Below are 14,829 nucleotides of genomic sequence, written 5' to 3'. Positions count from 1 at the left end.
GGCGGTCCGGGTTGGCGGGCGTGGTGGCGGCCGGCGGGGGGAGGTGCGGACCTTCGCCACGACGGGAGCGGGACTGACCCGGCTGGCCGGGTGGCTGTCGGAACAGCGGGTTTCTCTGGTGGGTATGGAATCCACCGGCGTGTACTGGAAGCCGGTGTATTACATGCTGGAGGATTCCTTCGAATGCTGGCTGCTGAACGCCCAGCACATGCACAATGTTCCGGGTCGGAAGACGGATGTGACCGATGCGGCGTGGATCGCGCAGCTGCTGGAACATAGTCTGGTCCGGCCGTCGTTCGTGCCCCCSAAACCGATCCGGGCGTTACGGGATCTCACCCGGCACCGGCGCACGACGATCGAGGACCGTACCCGGGCGGTGCAACGCCTGGAGAAGGTCATGCGGGACTGTGGGATCAAGCTGACGTCGGTGGCCTCGGAACTGTTGGGGAAGTCCGGTCGGGTGATGATCGAGGCGATGCTCGCCGGGGAGGAGGACCCGGAGGTGCTCGCGGATCTCGCGCGGCGCTGGCTGYGGGTGAAGATCCCGCAGTTGCGGGAGGCGTTGGCMGGCCGGCCGTTGGCGGATCACCAGAAGCTGCTGGTCCGTCAGTTGCTGGCGCAGATCGACCTGTGTGATACCGCGGTCGCGGAGCTGGACCGCAAGGTCGAGGTGATGCTGGCCCCTTTCGTGGACCTGGTGGGGCGGGTGATGACGATCCCSGGGGTGGCCCAGCGGACGGCGCAGTGTCTGATCGCCGAGGCGGGGATGGACATGGGCCGCTTCCCGACCGCGGCGCATCTGGCGTCCTGGGCGGGGATCTGTCCGGGTAACCACGCCTCCGGTGGGAAGGCCCGGTCGGGTCGTAGCCGTCAGGGGTCGACGTGGCTGCGGACCGCGCTCACCGAGGCGGCGCACGCCGCCGCCCAGACACGCGGGACACCTATCTGGCCGCGCACTACGCCCAGATCCGGGGCCGCCGTGGCGTCCAGAAAGCCGTGGGGGCGATCCGCCACGACATTCTGATCGCCTACTGGCACATCGTCCACGACGACACCGTCTACCGGGACCTCGGCCCTGAATGGATGCGGCGCCGGCACAGCACGGAAGCCCAGCAGAAACGCCTCGTCGCCCAACTCGAGAAACTCGGCCTGAAAGTAACCATCGAACCCGAACAGCCCGCCGCCTGACCACCCAGGAGGAATAGCCACAACCGAACAGCCACGCTGTGACGCCGGGCCCGACCACCCGKCGCGGTCAGCCACGCCCGCAACCGACCCAGCCCACACCGGAAATCCTCACCTCAGAGGGCGGCTGGTCGGTTTTCCGCGCTGGCGGGTGCGGTGGGCCAGGCGGCGGTGTCGTCGCGGGTGATCGGCTGGCCGGTGACCTCGAAGCGGTGTCCGTCGAGGTAGGTGATCGTGACTTCGACGGGGCGTCCGCTGGTGCCGCTGATCGAGATGCGGGTGAGGACGAGCAGCGGGGTGCCGCGGGAGACGCCGAGGTCGCGGGCCTGCTCGGGGGTAGCCGCGGCGGCGCCGACGCGGGGGTGCCAGGTGAGGGGGCCGTGGCCGAAGTCGTGTTCGAGCCGCTCGTAGATACCTCCGGGTCCGGTGGAGGCGGCTTCGAGGATGGTGCCGCGGGCGAGCGCGGCGGGAAGGTAGGAGTCGGCGATCTGGACCGGGTGGCCGTCGGGGCCGACGATCCGGTGGCGTTCCAGCACATCGCTACCGATGGGGACGTCGAGGAGGCGGGCGATGTGTGGGGGCGCGGGCAGCCAGCGGCGGGTGGGTGGCGCAGTGGGTCGCCAGTGGCCGGCGGCGGCGTTGAAGATGTAGCCGAGTTCGTTGCGGCGAACCTGTCCGCCGACGTCGACGGGTTGCGGGGGTGCGGTGGGGTCGAGGACGAGGGCGCCGGAGCGGTCGGCGATGCGGATGCGGCCTTCGAGAGCCAAGAGGCCGAGGGCTTCGGTCAGGACGCCGCGGCCCACGGAGAACTCCGCGGTCAGCTGGCTGTGGCCGGGCAGGCGGCTCCCCACCGGGTAGGGGGTGGGGTCGGCGTCGAGGCGCCGGCGTAGCTCGGCGGCGATCTCCTCATATCTGGGCATACCGGCACTCCTCGTCACTCAAACTGTACCGGTACTGTTTTCGATCTCTCGATAGGATCACTCTTCCTGTACCGGTACAGCCGACGTTACCAGCGTGTAACGCCACGACGGGTGAGGTGTTCGATGCCAGCTGATCACTACCAGGAGTCGACGTACGGCGATGCGATCGCCGACACCTACGACGACCTCTACGGCACCTTCGCCGCGGACCCCGTGCAGATCAAGGTGCTCGCCGCGTTCGCCGGGGACGGCCCGGCGGTCGAGGTCGGCTCGGGCACCGGCCGGGTCGCGCTCCCCTGGCCCGCGCGGGGGTCCCGGTCGTCGGGATCGACGCTTCCGGGGAGATGACCCGCCAACTGCACCGATCCGCCGTGGCAGAGGGGCTTGCGGTCACCGCGGTCGAAGCCGACGCGGCGACCTTCACCGTCGCCGACCCGGTCCCCCTGGTCTATGCCRTGTTCAACACGTTCTTCCTCCTCGCCGACCGCGACGTCCAATCCCGGTTCCTGGCGCAGGCCGCGAAGGCCCTCGGCGACGGCGGATCGCTGGTGCTGGAGACGTTCGTGCCCCGGCCGGGGCGGCTGCCGGACGGGGCGCATCCCGGCATGTTCCCCGCCGACTCGGCCGTGGTGGTCAAGCAGCGCAGCACCGAGCGTGTGGTGCTGTTCGCCGCCACGAACACTCCCACCGCCCGCACCTTCGACTACCACGAGATCGTGCTGGCCGACGGTGCGCCGGTCCGGATGTACCCGGGTCGGATGCTCTACCTGTGGCCCGAGGAGATCGACGCCTTGGCGGCAGCCGCGGGTCTCCGACTCGCGTACCGGTGGGGCGACTGGGACGCCACCGCCTACGACCCCAACGCCGCCCGCAAGCACGTCTCGGTGTACCGCCGCTGAACGACGGTCCCGCGCTCAGCCGCGAGCGGCGTCGCGGCGGTCGTAGGCGTGGGCTGCGAGGTCGCGGCAGACCACGGCGAAGTCGAGACCGGCGGCGTGCAGCCCCATCGGCCAGGTGCTCGTGTCGGTCATGCCGGGGGCGACGTTCACCTCCAGGAACTGCGCGACCCCGTTCCCGTCGACGATCAGGTCGGTGCGGGACAGGTCTCGCAGGCCCAGCACCCGGTGCGCCGTGAGCGCGGTCTCGGCGGCGGCGCGCAGGATCTCCTCGCTGAGGCGGGCCGGGGTGAAGAACGAGGTGGCACCCGCGGTGTACCGGGCCGCGTAGTCGTACACCCCCGCCCTCGGCTCGATCTCGACGGCCGGCAGTGCGACCGGCCCCTCCCCGGTGTCGACGACCCCGATGGCGATCTCGACCCCGGCGACGGCCTGTTCGATCAGCGCCGAGTCGTGGTAGCCGAAGCAGCTCATCAGCGCCTCAGCGAGTTCACCCGCGTCCTCGACGCGCGTTACGCCGAACGCCGACCCTCCCGCGCGGGGCTTGACCACGACGGGCAGTCCCAGGCGGGCGACGATCCGCTCGATCAGCGCGGCGGCCCCCAGATCGTGAAAGGCCTCGCGGGGCAGCGTCACCGCCGCCGGGGTCGCCACCCCCGCCGCGGYGACCGCCGCCTTCGCTGTCGCCTTGTCGAACGCCACCCGGCACGCCGGGGGCAGGGCGCCGACGTAGGGCAGGTCGTACAGATCCAGCACTTCGCGGATCGTGCCGTCCTCCCCCGAGGTCCCGTGTAGTACCGGGAACACCACGTCGGGCGGGTCGGCAGCCAGCGCGGGCAGCGTCGCGGCGTCGACATCCGCCAGCTCGGCCTCGACCCCGATGCGGGCCAGCGCGTCGCGCAGCTTCCCCCCCGAATGCAGGGAGACCTCCCGCTCGGGGGACAGCCCGCCGGCGAGGATCAGCACACGGCCCAGATCAGTCATCGTCGGATCCTTCACGGTGTCGGGCATATCAGGGACGGGAGGGGTGGGAACCGAAGGTGTCACGAAGGGCCAGCTCGTCGCGCACGACCGCGCTGAGGCGACCGACCCCCTCCCGGATACGCTCCGGGGACGGGTAGCAGTACGACAACCRCATGCTGATACCACCCGACCCGTCGGCGTAGAACCCGACCCCGGGCACATAGGCCACCCGGGCGGCGATCGCCCGCGGCAACATCGCCTTCGTGTTCACCCCGTCCGGCAGCGTCAACCACACGAAGAACCCCCCGTCCGGCCGAGTCCAGGACGCACCGGCGKGCATCGCCTCGTCCAGGGCGTCGAGCATGGCGTCGCGGCGCTCCTGGTACATCTCCCGGAACGCCTTCACCTGCTCCGTCCACGGCTGCGTCGCCAGATACCGCTCCACCGCCAGCTGCGTGAACATCGACTGCGACAGGATCGCCGACTCCRCCGCCAACACCAGCCGCGCCGTCACCGCCGGCGGAGCCAGCGCCCACCCCACCCGCAGCCCCRGCGCCAACGTCTTCGAGAACGACCCCAGATACACCACGTCGTCCGCCGCGTCGGCGCGCATCGCCCGCACCGGCTCACCCGTGAACGACAGCAACCCGTACGGGTTGTCCTCCACCACCAGCACCCCCGCCCGGCGGCACAGCTCGATCACCTCGGACCGCCGCGGCGCCGTCAGCGTGATCCCCCCGGGATTCTGAAACGTCGGCACCGTGTACAGCAACTTCACTTGGGCACCGTCCGCGGCCAGCCGCGCCAACATCTCYGCAAGCGCGCCCGGCGACAGGCCGTCGCCATCCATCGGCACATGCACGATCCGCGCCTGATAGGCCGCGAACGTGTTGATCGCCGTCACGTAGGTCGGCCCCTCGGTGACGACCACGTCGCCCGGGTYGATGAACACGCGGGTGAGCAGATCCAGCGCCTGCTGCGACCCGGYGGTCACCACCACATTGTCAGGGTGGGCGTCGGTGATGCCCTCCATCGCCATCACGTCACAGATCCGCGCCCGCAACCCCGGATCGCCCTGCGCCGAGCCGTACTGCAGCGCCACCGCACCCCGGCTGCGCACCAGCTCCGAGACCGTCGCCGCGACCGCCTCCAACGGAAGGACGTCCACCGGGGGCATGCCGCCGGCGAGTGACACGATCTCGGGACGGGATGCCACCGCGAACAACGCCCGAACCTCGCTCGCGATCATCCCCTGAGCACGCTGGGCGTACTGATCCCGCCACCGATCGAGAGTCACGCTCCGCGACACTACCTGCCGTACCCACCTCACCGCACACCAAGCCGCGACCACCACGACGATCGCCATCCGCCCTGCCAGTCCTCGACGCCATCACGATCATCCTATCGAGGCGTCGCTACGACCGTTTGACCCCGCCCTCCACTGTCCGGTCCGTCACCCGCCGCCTGGGCGCCGGCTGGAGCGTCGACATCGACGGCGATAGGTACCTCGCGCAGCAGATCCTCGCCTTCCTGCTGTCCGATCTCGTTCGCGGTGCCGAGGCCCACCTCGGCGAGGCCGTGGGCTCGGCCGTCATCTCGGTCCCCGTGACCGCCGGCTACCCRCTGCGGCGGGCGGCGGCCGAAGCCGCGGCGATCGCCGGCCTGAGAGCCGAGCTGCTCATCAGCGGCCCCACCCTGACGGGCCTCGTCTACGCCCACGACAAGGGAGACCGGGAACAGACGATCCTGGTCTTCGATCTTGGCGGTGGCACCCTGGACGTGTCGGTGCTGGAGCTCGGGGACGGTGTGGTCGACGTGAAGTCGACGGCGGGCGACCCGGGCCTCGACGGCGGGCGACCCGGGCCTCGGCGGCGACGACTGGGACCAGCGGATCATCGATCATCTGGTCAGGACCTTCCAGGGCCGGCACGGCGTCGACCTCGGCACGGACAGGACGGCGCTGGAGCGGCTACGGGAGGCCGCCGAGAAGGCCAGGATCGAACTGTCGCAGTCCACCCAGACCTCGATCACCCTGCCCTACCTCACCACCTCGGCCGAGGGCCCGCTGCACCTGGATGTGACCCTAASGCGGGCCGAGTTCCAGCGAATGACCCAGGATCTGATCGACCGCTGTCGGATCCCGTTCCGGCAGGCCGTCAAGGACGCCGGGATCAAGGCCAGCCGAATCGACCACGTCGTGCTCATCGGCGGCTGCACCCGGATGCCGGCCGTCGTCGACCTGGTGCGCGAGCTGACCGGCGGCAAGGAGCCGAACAAGAGCGTCAACCCCGACGAGGTCGTCGCCGTCGGCGCCGCGCTGCGGGCCGGTATCAGGATGGGGGAGGTCAGGGACGTCTTTGACCTCGATGTCATTCCGCTGTCCCTGGGCGTCGAGACCGAGGGCGGCGCCATGACCACGTTGATCGAGCGCAACACCACGATCCCGACGAAGCGCTCCGACATCTTCACGACGGCCGAGGACAACCAGCCGTCCGTGCGGATCCAGGTGCTCCAGGGCGAGCACGAGATGGCGGCCCACAACAGGAAGCTCGACAGGTTCGAACTCACCGGCCTGCCCGCGGCGCGGCGCAACGTGCCGCGGATCGAGGTAACCATCGACATCGACGGCGACATGTACGTCTCGGCGAAGGACCTCGGCACCGGCCGGGAGCTGTCGGCGCAACTCGGCGCGGACACCGCGCTGTCGCGACAGGACCTCGACCGGATGACGGCGATCGCGCGCAGGCAGTTCGACCAGGACCGCCGACGCCGCGAGGAGGCCGAGACCCGCAACCAGGCCGAGTCACTGGCCCACGCGGCCGAACGACTCCTCGCCGAGCGCGGGAGCCGGTCCAGAGCCGCCGCCCGCGCCGACGTCGAACGAGGGCTCGCCACACTGCGCGCTGCCCTCGCCGGCAGCGACCCCGCCGCGATCCGCGCCGCCGCCGAGGACCTGCGAAGACGGCTCCGACGCACCGCAGGCACACCCGAACTGCTCAAACGACCCTGGCGGCGCGCCGGACGTACGGAACCTTGATCGCGGCAGTCGGCGTACTGCGCCCGAGCCGTGCGGCGTGTGCAACGCGGGTGCGGACCAAGGGCCGTCCGGACTACCTAAAGATGCTGGTGAGACGCCTGAAACTATGCCGGCACGATCGGTACCACCCCCAGGACACACATGCCTCGATCTGCGCGTCCGCCAAACCCACCCCGACTGTTGTACGTTTGTTGTACGGTGGCCTCATGAGTGTCGGGTTCCGTCCCACCGAAGAGGACCTCCGGATCGTCGAGGCCAACCGCCGTCAGGACGAGAAGACCAGCGACGTCATCCGGCGTGCCCTGCGGCTGCTGGACCGGGAGGCGTGGGAGACGCGCGCCCGCGAGGACATGCACCGGCTGCGGAACGAGGACCTGTCCGCCGAGCCCGACGCGTGGGGGTATGACACCAACGGCAATATTGTGATCACAGGTACGAACCTCGYGGTACCAGCCAGGTCCCAGGACCAGCCCTGATCCGCGGGGCGGTATACCCGGTCGACCTCGGCGACGCCAAGCGCGGGCATGAACAGCGGGGGCGTCGGCTCGGCCTCGTCCTGAGYATGGAACAGAACACGTGGTCCACGGTCACGATCGCTCCCACGTCGACCAGCGCGCAGGCATCCACCTTCAGACCAGAGGTGATCATTGCGGGACGGTCGACCAGGATCCTGATCGACCAGATCCGGACCATCGACAGCGCCTATGTCGCGGGTGAACTCGTGGACTACCTCTCCCGCGATGACATGGCCCAGGTCGAGCACACCCTCTCGCGCTACCTCGGCCTGCTTCGCTAACGCGTCGCCCGGTGCTCCCCGTAGATCAACCTCCCCTCACGACTGGACACCCACCGGGCATCTTGTGGACGTCCCCCCAGCAGCCTCCGCCTGGCGGGCCAGACTCTGTGGGACATCTGTGAGAACGGCTGCCCCATTGACCCGGTCTCGAAAAGGAGGCGAAGATCGGTGGCAGGCGTCAGGCACGTGCTGTTCGACGCGGACGGAGTCCTTCAGGAGATCCCTGGAGGTTGGTACGCGGCGATGGAGCCGTACCTGGGCGAGCGTTCGCGGGAGTTCCTCCACCGGACCTGGAAGGACGAGCTCCCGATGCTCGCGGGGCGCGGTGACTACATGCCGGTGCTCGCGGCGACCCTGGCCGAGTTCGCCGTATCGACGCCGGTCGAAGACGTGTACCGAGACGTGTGGCACCGGATCGACGTCATGGACGAATCTCTCGCGCTGGTCCGGGCCCTGCGGTTGCGCGGTTACGGTGTCCATCTCGGCACGAACCAGGAGCGGCACCGCGCCGCCTACATGCGCTCGGCGCTTGGCTACGACCGCTTGTTCAACGTCAGCTGCTACTCCTGCGACCTCGGCATCGCCAAGCCCGCCCCCGCCTTCTTCACCGAGGCCGCCCGCCGCATCGGCGTGGACCCGGCCAGCATCCTGTTCATCGACGACAACGAGAAGAACATCGCAGGCGCCCGTATCGCTGGTCTCGCCGCGGAGCAGTGGACCATCACCCAGGGCCGCCACACCCTGCTCCCCTTGCTCGCCCGACATGACGTCATCCCAGACCACACGGGTTGATTCACTCGCAGCAGGATTCCACCAGACGTCGGGCCGCTGGAACCATGTCGCCGCACAGTCCCATCGGCCGAGCCGCGCGGCATGTGCACCCCAGGGATGGACCCGGGATGCGACCCGATCACCCAAAAGATGCCGGTCAGAACCTTGATGGCGGTACAGGCACGGTCGGTACCATCCCCGGGTTGCAGATGCAAGGCCGCTTGGGCTCCGCCCTTCCGCAGGCCGCACTTTGGCTTATTTCGTCCATATGGATGAAGGGTGGCCCGGTCAGGGCCCACAAAAGCCCTGGCCGGGCCGGCGCTGGCTCAGAGCACCGTCGGCTGGTGGTGGCTGCCGTACGGACGGGTGATGATTTCCATACCATGCCCCRCCGGATCCATAAAGTACACGCCCAGGCCACCGTGGTTTCGGTTGGGGGGTGTCAAGATAACGGCTCTGCCAAGATAACGGTGTAAATCGGGTTGAGGTGGGCTACTTGCGGCCTGCGGTGAGCCGGCCGTCGAACGCGACGTCGAAGGCGTTGAGAGCGCCCTTCCAGCGGATCACCCAGCGCTTGCGGCCCTGCCCGGTGGGGTCGAGGCTCATGACCGCCAGGTAGATGCACTTCAGCGCGGCGGTCTCGTTCGGGAAGTGCCCGCGGGCCCGGACCGCGCGGCGGATCCGGGCGTTGACGCTCTCGATCGCGTTGGTCGAGCAGATCACCCGGCGGATCTCGGCGTCGAAGGCCAGGAACGGCGTGAACTCCGCCCAGGCGTTCTCCCACAACCGGACGATCGCCGGATACTTCCCGCCCCAGGCCTCGGCGAACTCCAGCCACCGCTCGGTGGCCGCGATCCTCCTGGTCGGGCTGGTGGCGGTGCTGCTGGACACCACCATCGTCAACGTCGCCACCGCGCGGCTGGCCACGGACCTGCACACCGGCGTCTCCGTGGTGCAGTGGGTGAGCACCGCGTTCCTGCTCGCCCTCGGCGTGAGCATCCCGCTGACCGCCTGGGCCGTCGGCCGCTTCGGCGGCCGGGCGGTGTGGCTGGCGGGCGTCGCGCTGTTCACGGTCGGCTCGGCGCTGGCCGGCGCGTCGTGGAACATCGGCGGCCTGATCGCCTTCCGGGTGGTCCAGGGACTCGGCGGCGGACTGATGCTGCCGGTGCAGCAGACCCTGCTGGTGCGCGCCGCCGGCCCGGCCCGGCCCGGCTGGGGCGGGTGATGGCCGCGATCAGCCTGCCCGCCGTGGTGGTCCCGATCCTGGGCCCCGTGGTCGGCGGCCTGATCCTGCAGGCGGCGAGCTGGCGCTGGATCTTCCTCATCAACGTGCCGATCGGCCTGCTCGCCTTCGTCCTGGCCTGGCGCGGGCTGGACCGCGACCAGGACCGGCAGCGCCGCCCGCTGGACGTCGCGGGCCTGGTGCTGTTCGTCCCCGGCGCGGTCGCCCTGCTCTACGCCCTGACCCGGGTCGCGCAGCTCGGCGTCCGGCCGGGGGCCTGGGTGCCGCTGGCCCTCGGCGTCCTGCTCCTGGCCGGGTTCGCGGTCTACGCGGCGCGGGTCGGCGACGCCGCGATGCTCGACGTCCGGCTGTTCCGGGTCCGGTCGTTCGCGGCCTCCTCGGCGCTGCTGTTCCTGTCCGGGCTGTCGCTGTACGGGGTGGCGTTCCTGCTACCCCTCTTCTACCAGCAGGTCCGCGGATACTCCGCGCTGACCGCGGGGCTCCTGCTGGCTCCCCAGGGCATCGGCAGCCTGGCGGCGCGCAGGTCCGTCGGCAAGCTCTCGGACCGCTACGGGCCGCGTCCGGTTGTGCTCGCCGGGGTGGTGTGCGCGCTGGTCGGGAGCCTGCCGTTCGGCTGGGCCGGCGTGCACGGCGGCCAGGTGCCGCAGATCGCCGGCCTGGTGGTGCGCGGGGCGGGGCTGTCGGCGGTGAACATCGCCGTGATGGTCGCCGCCTTCCAGGGCCTGTCCAAGGACCGGATCCCGCACGCCAGCAGCACCACCCGGATTCTGCTCCAGGTGGGCGGCTCGTTCGGGGTGGCGGTGGCCGCCGTGGTGCTTCAGCACGAGCTGGCCGGGCACCCCGGCGGCCCGGTGGCGCACGCCTCCGGGTTCGGCGCCGCGTTCCTGTGGATGACCGCGTTCACCGTGGTCGCCGTGCCGCCGGCGCTGATGCTGCCAGGTAGGCGGCGGCCGGAACCCGAGGCGGCCGCGGCCGCCCTGCCCGTGACCCCGGCGGGGTCCGAGGCGCAGAGTCGACCGGGCCCCCGGTGCCCGGCCTGGTGCCCGAGCACGTCGCCGCTCCGAAAGGCATGCACTAACCTGGGGGAGAGCCGGCCGGGCCCGTCGGCGTCGCGGCCGTCACCGAGGGATCCGCACATGGCCACTGAGACATCCCCGCCCGCTGGGATCCCACCCGCCGAAGTCCCGGCCGCCGAGCGCCCGGTCGCGCCGGCGATGCGCGCCGACGCCCGGCGCAACCGGGCCCGGGTGCTGAAGGCCGCGCAGGAGGCCTTCGCCTCCGTGGGGCTCCAGGTCGGCCTGGACGAGATCGCCCGCCGGGCCGGGGTCGGCGCCGGGACCGTCTACCGGCACTTCCCGACCAAGGAGGCCCTCTTCGACGCGGTGATCCTGGACCGCGCGCAGCGCCTGGTGGACCGCGCCGAGGAGCTGGCCGACGCCCCCGAGCCGGGCGCGGCCTTCTTCGCCTTCATCTCCGGGATGCACCGGGAGAGCGCCGCCAAGCGTGACCTCATCGACGCCGTGGCCGGGATAGGCGTCGACATTACCGCCAGCCTCACCGACGTCAACCGCGGCCTGTGGGCCGCCGTCGAGGTGCTGATGCGCCGGGCCCAGCAGGCCGGGACGGTGCGGACGGACGTGGACATCACCCTGCTCAAGGTTCTGCTGCGCGCCGTGTTCATCGCCAACGACGGCGTGGGCGGCGGGCCGAAGGAGGCCGACGGTGTGATGGCCGTGATCTGCGACGGGCTGCGAGCGCAAGCGGCCCGGTGAGACCGGTTCCGGTCTCACCGGGCCGTCGGCGGCGCCGCTGCTCAGCCGTCCGACTTCGGCTGACTCAGTCGGCTGACGCCGGGGCGAGTCTCCCCTCAGCGCCCGGCGGCTCGGCCGGGATCGGAGGTCCGGCAGCCGCCTGGACCAGCGCGCCCAGGCCGGTTTCCCCGTCCTGGTCGGCGAGCACGCGGGAAGCCGGGATGAACAGGCTGAGCACCGCGGCGGCGAGCAGCACCGCCACCCCCACCCACAGCGCCGCCACCATGCCGTGAACGAACGCGCGGGCGGCGTCGAACGGGAAAGCCCGGACCACGGTGAAGTGCGCCAGGTACACCGTCGACAGCGCCGCGATGCCGAGCGCGCCGCCGATCTCGCGGACGGTGTTGTTCGCCCCCGAGGCCTTGCCGTACTCGTGTGGCCGCACCGAGCCCAGCACCACGGCCATGGTCGGCGCGAACACCAGACCCATCCCCACCCCGGCCAGGACCAGCGCCGGGACCAGCCGGGCGTAGGACAGGCCGACCTGGGCGATAGCCGCCACCCAGGCCAGGCCCAGCCCCTGCAGGGCCAGCCCGGAGGCCATCAGCCGGTTGCCCCCCACCCGGTCGATGCAGGCCCCGGTGATCGGGGCCACCAGCATCGGCATGGCCGACCACGGCAGGGTCCGCACTCCCGCGCCCAGCGCCGAGTAGCCAAGGGAGTCCTGGAAGTACTGCGACAGGAAGAAGATCGAGCCGAACACCCCGAAGTAGAAGGCGAGCGACACCAGGTTGCTCAGCACGAACGCGGGTTGCCGATAGAAGTGCAGCGGCAGCAGCGGCGAGCGGGCCCGGCGCTCCCAGGACACGGCCGCGGTCGTCAGCACGACCGCGGCGGCCAGCGGGACCAGGACCGACGGGGAGGCCCAGCCGGCCGTGCCGACCTGGACGATGCCCCACACCGCCAGGGTCACGGCGCCGATCACCAGCGCCATGCCGGGCAGGTCCAGCCCGCTGTCCTCGCCGTGGCTCTCACGGACCCCGCGCAGGACGAACGGCACCGCGCCCACGGCCACCCGACGCTCTCCCTCGGCTGGGGCCTGTGGGCCGACACCGGCGGCGCCGGCATGACCAGCGCCATGCGGACCGCCGACGTGGCCCGCCTGGCCCGCAAAAGATGGGCGGCCCAACGATCCGAGACGCGGTGCCGCACGACATGTCGGCGATCCGGGAGATCGCCGATGAACACGAGATCCGAACCAGTTGGCCGTGGAAGGTCCGGACTTACGCGCCCTGGATTCTTCGCTGATCCTCATTCCACTGCGGTCTGATTGTGGGGGCGCCTGCCCGTTCCCAGCTGAGCGCAGGTGACGATCCTCCGGATCGTGCATCGGCGGCGACGGTATCGGCGGTGCTGCACATGTCCGGGGCCGCGGACAGTGACCGCGCCGGTGCCACCCAAACCGATTCCCAAGGGCCGGTTCACCGCGGGGTTCCTCGCTCGACTTCGCTACGAGAAGTATGTCCTGGGCCTGCCGTTGCACCGGATCGCTCGGGCGCTGGCTGCCGACGGGCTTGAGGTCGCCGAGGGCACCCTGTGCGGGGCGTTGAAGGACGTGCATGGACTGCTCGGCGGGCTCGATGAGCAGATCGTGGCGCGTAACGCCGCCGCCGGCCATGYCCACGCGGATGAGACGACGTGGCGGGTGTTCGAGCGGGTCGAGGGCAAGGACGGGACCCGCTGGTGGCTGTGGGTCTCCAAGCCATCGACGACAATCACAGCAAGGCGGTGCCGATCGTCCGCGTCCGTCATGCACAGAAGTGTGATCCGGCACCGAAGCTCGCGTGTCAACCGGGTGGTTGTCGTGAGCAGCCGCGTCCGACACCTCACCGGCCGGGGGACCTCACCTGATCATCAAGGCCGGCGATCTAGATCAACTACAGTGACCAGTTACGAGGATGTGGCGGACGCGGTCCTGGGCGTCGCTTGCCCGACCACGGGCTCGGGCTTCGCAGTGGACCATCGCAGCCTGCGGCCTGGTGGCGGGAATGCTGAAGATCCACCGCATATCGGCGAACTGCTACCGGAATCAGGGCTGGCCGGCGTGTCAACAAGGTCATGGCAGCAGTRCGACCGGCTTCGTGAGGCGGACGACGGAGAAGTGCCGGCGTTCGGCGATCGCGAGCACGGAGGCGTCAACGGCGCCGAGCGGGAAGTCGCTGTACTTCTCGACCAGCTCGACCATCCGGTCGAGGTCCTGGCGAGCAAGCGGGATCAGGCTGATCTGTCCGGTGCTGATGGAGCGCAGGAACGCGGCTTCGGCACGGGTGCCCTTCTCTCGTTCGAGCATGAAGCAGACTTCGGTCAGGACGGGATAGGGAACGAGTAGCGGCCGGGGYGTGCGCCGCATGAGCGCGACGCTGCGGGCGTGGTGCTCGTCGTCGATGTCGGCGGCGGCGATCAGCGGCCCGGTGTCCCAGACGATCACTCGGGATTGYGCCCGAGCTCCGCGCGCAGGATCTCAGCCGAACGGTCGGCGAGGTCGCCCTTGCCGCTGGCCAACGCGCCGACGAAATCCGGCAATGGCCACTCGTCTCCGCCGCCCTCGGCGGGTGCGCTCTCGCGCACGAGAGCCAGGATCGGCGCCACCTGCGATTCGGGCAGGCGGTCGATCAGACTGTGCAGCTCGTCCCGCAAGGTGCTCACCCATTGAGGATACGACCGACGCGTGGCCACCCACCGAGATCCGCCGGGACGCGAGCTGAACGGCGGATCTCAGTCCCGCGCGGCAGCCACAGTCGCAGTGTGGGYCGCGCCGACGACGTAGACCAGGTTCTGGCCGGTGAGATCTTGGCGGAACTCGGCCGAGTCTCCGTAGCCGGCGTCGGCGAGGACCGGGCAGGCACACCATCCGGTGAGTTCGGCTGGGGCTTGCCGCCGGGGACGCGGCGTCAGGCCAGGACGAGGGCGACTCGCCCTTGACGGGACGACGGGACCAGCTCGGCGCCRCCAAGGGRGCCACAGCGTCCGAACCCGCCAGACCTGCGGAACGTGTGTTCGATTCTCGCAATGATGTTGCGAGTCGGGTGCTCACTCGGCATCGCCCCTGCTCGGGAGCCTCGTAGAGACCGGGCGAACGGCGATTTCAGGACCCTGAACCAAGATCGGGCGGTTCTCAGCTTGTCGTTTAACCTTCGGGTGTCACTCTGTGTGATAGTCGCTGGTGGTTTGGGGTGGGCCGGCGTGTCGCCGTGACGTGAAGCGGCC

At 70.4% G+C, this 14,829-nt stretch carries 15 protein-coding genes and 4 pseudogenes; 11 read left to right on the top strand and 8 right to left on the bottom strand.

The window, feature by feature from the left end:
* A partial coding sequence (locus CcI156_RS22435) for an IS110 family transposase (RefSeq protein ID WP_254847565.1) occupies nucleotides 1-1,024 on the top strand: 1,024 nt, incomplete at its 5' end.
* The gene (locus tag CcI156_RS27235) at nucleotides 997-1,188 is read left to right on the top strand and encodes a hypothetical protein (protein WP_051623932.1); all 192 of its coding nucleotides are present in this window, start codon (nucleotides 997-999) and stop codon (nucleotides 1,186-1,188) included. The genes CcI156_RS22435 and CcI156_RS27235, both read left to right, overlap by 28 nt.
* Before the next feature lie 113 nt (nucleotides 1,189-1,301).
* Here the strand turns inward: CcI156_RS27235 and CcI156_RS22430 are convergent, their stop codons facing one another.
* The gene (locus CcI156_RS22430) at nucleotides 1,302-2,105 is read right to left on the bottom strand and encodes a GntR family transcriptional regulator (RefSeq protein ID WP_023842093.1); all 804 of its coding nucleotides are present in this window, start codon (nucleotides 2,103-2,105) and stop codon (nucleotides 1,302-1,304) included.
* Nucleotides 2,106-2,228: 123 nt separating this feature from the next.
* Here CcI156_RS22430 and CcI156_RS26425 point away from each other — a divergent pair, with 123 nt between their 5' ends.
* Both CcI156_RS26425 and CcI156_RS22425 read left to right on the top strand, forming a co-directional pair.
* Nucleotides 2,229-2,453, top strand: a complete 225-nt coding sequence (locus tag CcI156_RS26425; protein WP_023842092.1) for a hypothetical protein — start codon at nucleotides 2,229-2,231, stop codon at nucleotides 2,451-2,453.
* On the top strand, nucleotides 2,450-3,004 hold the full coding sequence (locus CcI156_RS22425; RefSeq protein WP_254847564.1) for a class I SAM-dependent methyltransferase: 555 nt from the start codon (nucleotides 2,450-2,452) through the stop codon (nucleotides 3,002-3,004). Before CcI156_RS26425 ends, CcI156_RS22425 begins: the two co-directional genes overlap by 4 nt.
* Nucleotides 3,005-3,019: 15 nt before the next feature.
* On the opposite strand, the gene CcI156_RS22420 is transcribed toward CcI156_RS22425, so the two are convergent.
* Nucleotides 3,020-3,985, bottom strand: a complete 966-nt coding sequence (locus tag CcI156_RS22420) for a D-alanine--D-alanine ligase (RefSeq protein WP_076808058.1) — start codon at nucleotides 3,983-3,985, stop codon at nucleotides 3,020-3,022.
* A gap of 28 nt (nucleotides 3,986-4,013) precedes the next feature.
* Nucleotides 4,014-5,213, bottom strand: a complete 1,200-nt coding sequence (locus CcI156_RS22415; RefSeq protein WP_076808055.1) for a PLP-dependent aminotransferase family protein — start codon at nucleotides 5,211-5,213, stop codon at nucleotides 4,014-4,016.
* Nucleotides 5,214-5,404: 191 nt separating this feature from the next.
* On the opposite strand from CcI156_RS22415, the pseudogene CcI156_RS24310 reads away from it, so the two are divergent.
* The 4 genes and pseudogenes from CcI156_RS24310 to CcI156_RS22390 all read left to right on the top strand — a co-directional run.
* A pseudogene (locus tag CcI156_RS24310) lies at nucleotides 5,405-6,920 on the top strand (Hsp70 family protein); the annotation flags it as partial.
* Nucleotides 6,921-7,207: 287 nt separating this feature from the next.
* Nucleotides 7,208-7,477, top strand: a complete 270-nt coding sequence (locus CcI156_RS22400; protein ID WP_076808051.1) for a hypothetical protein — start codon at nucleotides 7,208-7,210, stop codon at nucleotides 7,475-7,477.
* The gene (locus CcI156_RS22395; RefSeq protein WP_035734471.1) at nucleotides 7,474-7,797 is read left to right on the top strand and encodes a type II toxin-antitoxin system PemK/MazF family toxin; all 324 of its coding nucleotides are present in this window, start codon (nucleotides 7,474-7,476) and stop codon (nucleotides 7,795-7,797) included. The genes CcI156_RS22400 and CcI156_RS22395 overlap by 4 nt, the downstream gene beginning before the upstream one ends.
* A gap of 168 nt (nucleotides 7,798-7,965) precedes the next feature.
* Nucleotides 7,966-8,589 carry an HAD family hydrolase gene (locus tag CcI156_RS22390; RefSeq protein ID WP_023842083.1) on the top strand — a complete coding sequence of 208 codons (624 nt, stop codon included), beginning with the start codon at nucleotides 7,966-7,968 and terminating at the stop codon, nucleotides 8,587-8,589.
* 305 nt (nucleotides 8,590-8,894) lie between these two features.
* Here CcI156_RS22390 and CcI156_RS27960 read toward each other — a convergent pair.
* A pseudogene (locus tag CcI156_RS27960) lies at nucleotides 8,895-9,002 on the bottom strand (VOC family protein); the annotation flags it as partial.
* Between the two features lie 58 nt (nucleotides 9,003-9,060).
* Nucleotides 9,061-9,399, bottom strand: a pseudogene (locus CcI156_RS22380) (transposase); the annotation flags it as partial.
* A 40-nt stretch (nucleotides 9,400-9,439) separates the two neighbouring features.
* On the opposite strand from CcI156_RS22380, the gene CcI156_RS26420 reads away from it, so the two are divergent.
* Together CcI156_RS26420 and CcI156_RS26415 are read left to right on the top strand one after the other, a co-directional pair.
* A complete protein-coding gene (locus tag CcI156_RS26420) occupies nucleotides 9,440-9,793 on the top strand; it encodes an MFS transporter (protein WP_198031067.1) in 354 nt (117 codons plus the stop codon).
* Nucleotides 9,793-11,583, top strand: a complete 1,791-nt coding sequence (locus tag CcI156_RS26415) for an MFS transporter (protein WP_023842081.1) — start codon at nucleotides 9,793-9,795, stop codon at nucleotides 11,581-11,583. The genes CcI156_RS26420 and CcI156_RS26415 overlap by 1 nt, the downstream gene beginning before the upstream one ends.
* Nucleotides 11,584-11,647: 64 nt before the next feature.
* Here the strand turns inward: CcI156_RS26415 and CcI156_RS24300 are convergent, their stop codons facing one another.
* On the bottom strand, nucleotides 11,648-12,637 hold the full coding sequence (locus tag CcI156_RS24300; RefSeq protein ID WP_023842080.1) for an MFS transporter: 990 nt from the start codon (nucleotides 12,635-12,637) through the stop codon (nucleotides 11,648-11,650).
* A 291-nt stretch (nucleotides 12,638-12,928) separates the two neighbouring features.
* Between CcI156_RS24300 and CcI156_RS27230 the strand changes: the two are divergent.
* Nucleotides 12,929-13,309 (top strand): annotated as a pseudogene (locus tag CcI156_RS27230) (transposase); the annotation flags it as partial.
* Between the two features lie 369 nt (nucleotides 13,310-13,678).
* Here the strand turns inward: CcI156_RS27230 and CcI156_RS22355 are convergent.
* Nucleotides 13,679-14,050, bottom strand: a complete 372-nt coding sequence (locus CcI156_RS22355; RefSeq protein WP_076808049.1) for a type II toxin-antitoxin system VapC family toxin — start codon at nucleotides 14,048-14,050, stop codon at nucleotides 13,679-13,681.
* Nucleotides 14,047-14,268 (bottom strand): hypothetical protein, encoded by a 222-nt coding sequence (locus CcI156_RS22350; protein ID WP_076808047.1) that lies wholly within the window; start codon nucleotides 14,266-14,268, stop codon nucleotides 14,047-14,049. Before CcI156_RS22350 ends, CcI156_RS22355 begins: the two co-directional genes overlap by 4 nt.
* Between the last annotated feature and the right edge of the window lie 561 nt (nucleotides 14,269-14,829).

Origin of the sequence: Frankia sp. CcI156, assembly GCF_001983015.1 — a bacterium.
Classification (GTDB): Bacteria; Actinomycetota; Actinomycetes; order Frankiales; family Frankiaceae; genus Frankia; species Frankia casuarinae.
This window is presented reverse-complemented; position numbering and strand designations above follow the sequence as displayed.

Coding starts and splice junctions, on each gene's coding strand:
- CcI156_RS22430 (WP_023842093.1), bottom strand. CDS start 2,105: ATGCCCAGATATGAGGAGATCGCCGCCGAGCTACGCCGGCGCCTCGAC.
- CcI156_RS26425 (WP_023842092.1), top strand. CDS start 2,229: ATGCCAGCTGATCACTACCAGGAGTCGACGTACGGCGATGCGATCGCC.
- CcI156_RS26415 (WP_023842081.1), top strand. CDS start 9,793: ATGGCCGCGATCAGCCTGCCCGCCGTGGTGGTCCCGATCCTGGGCCCC.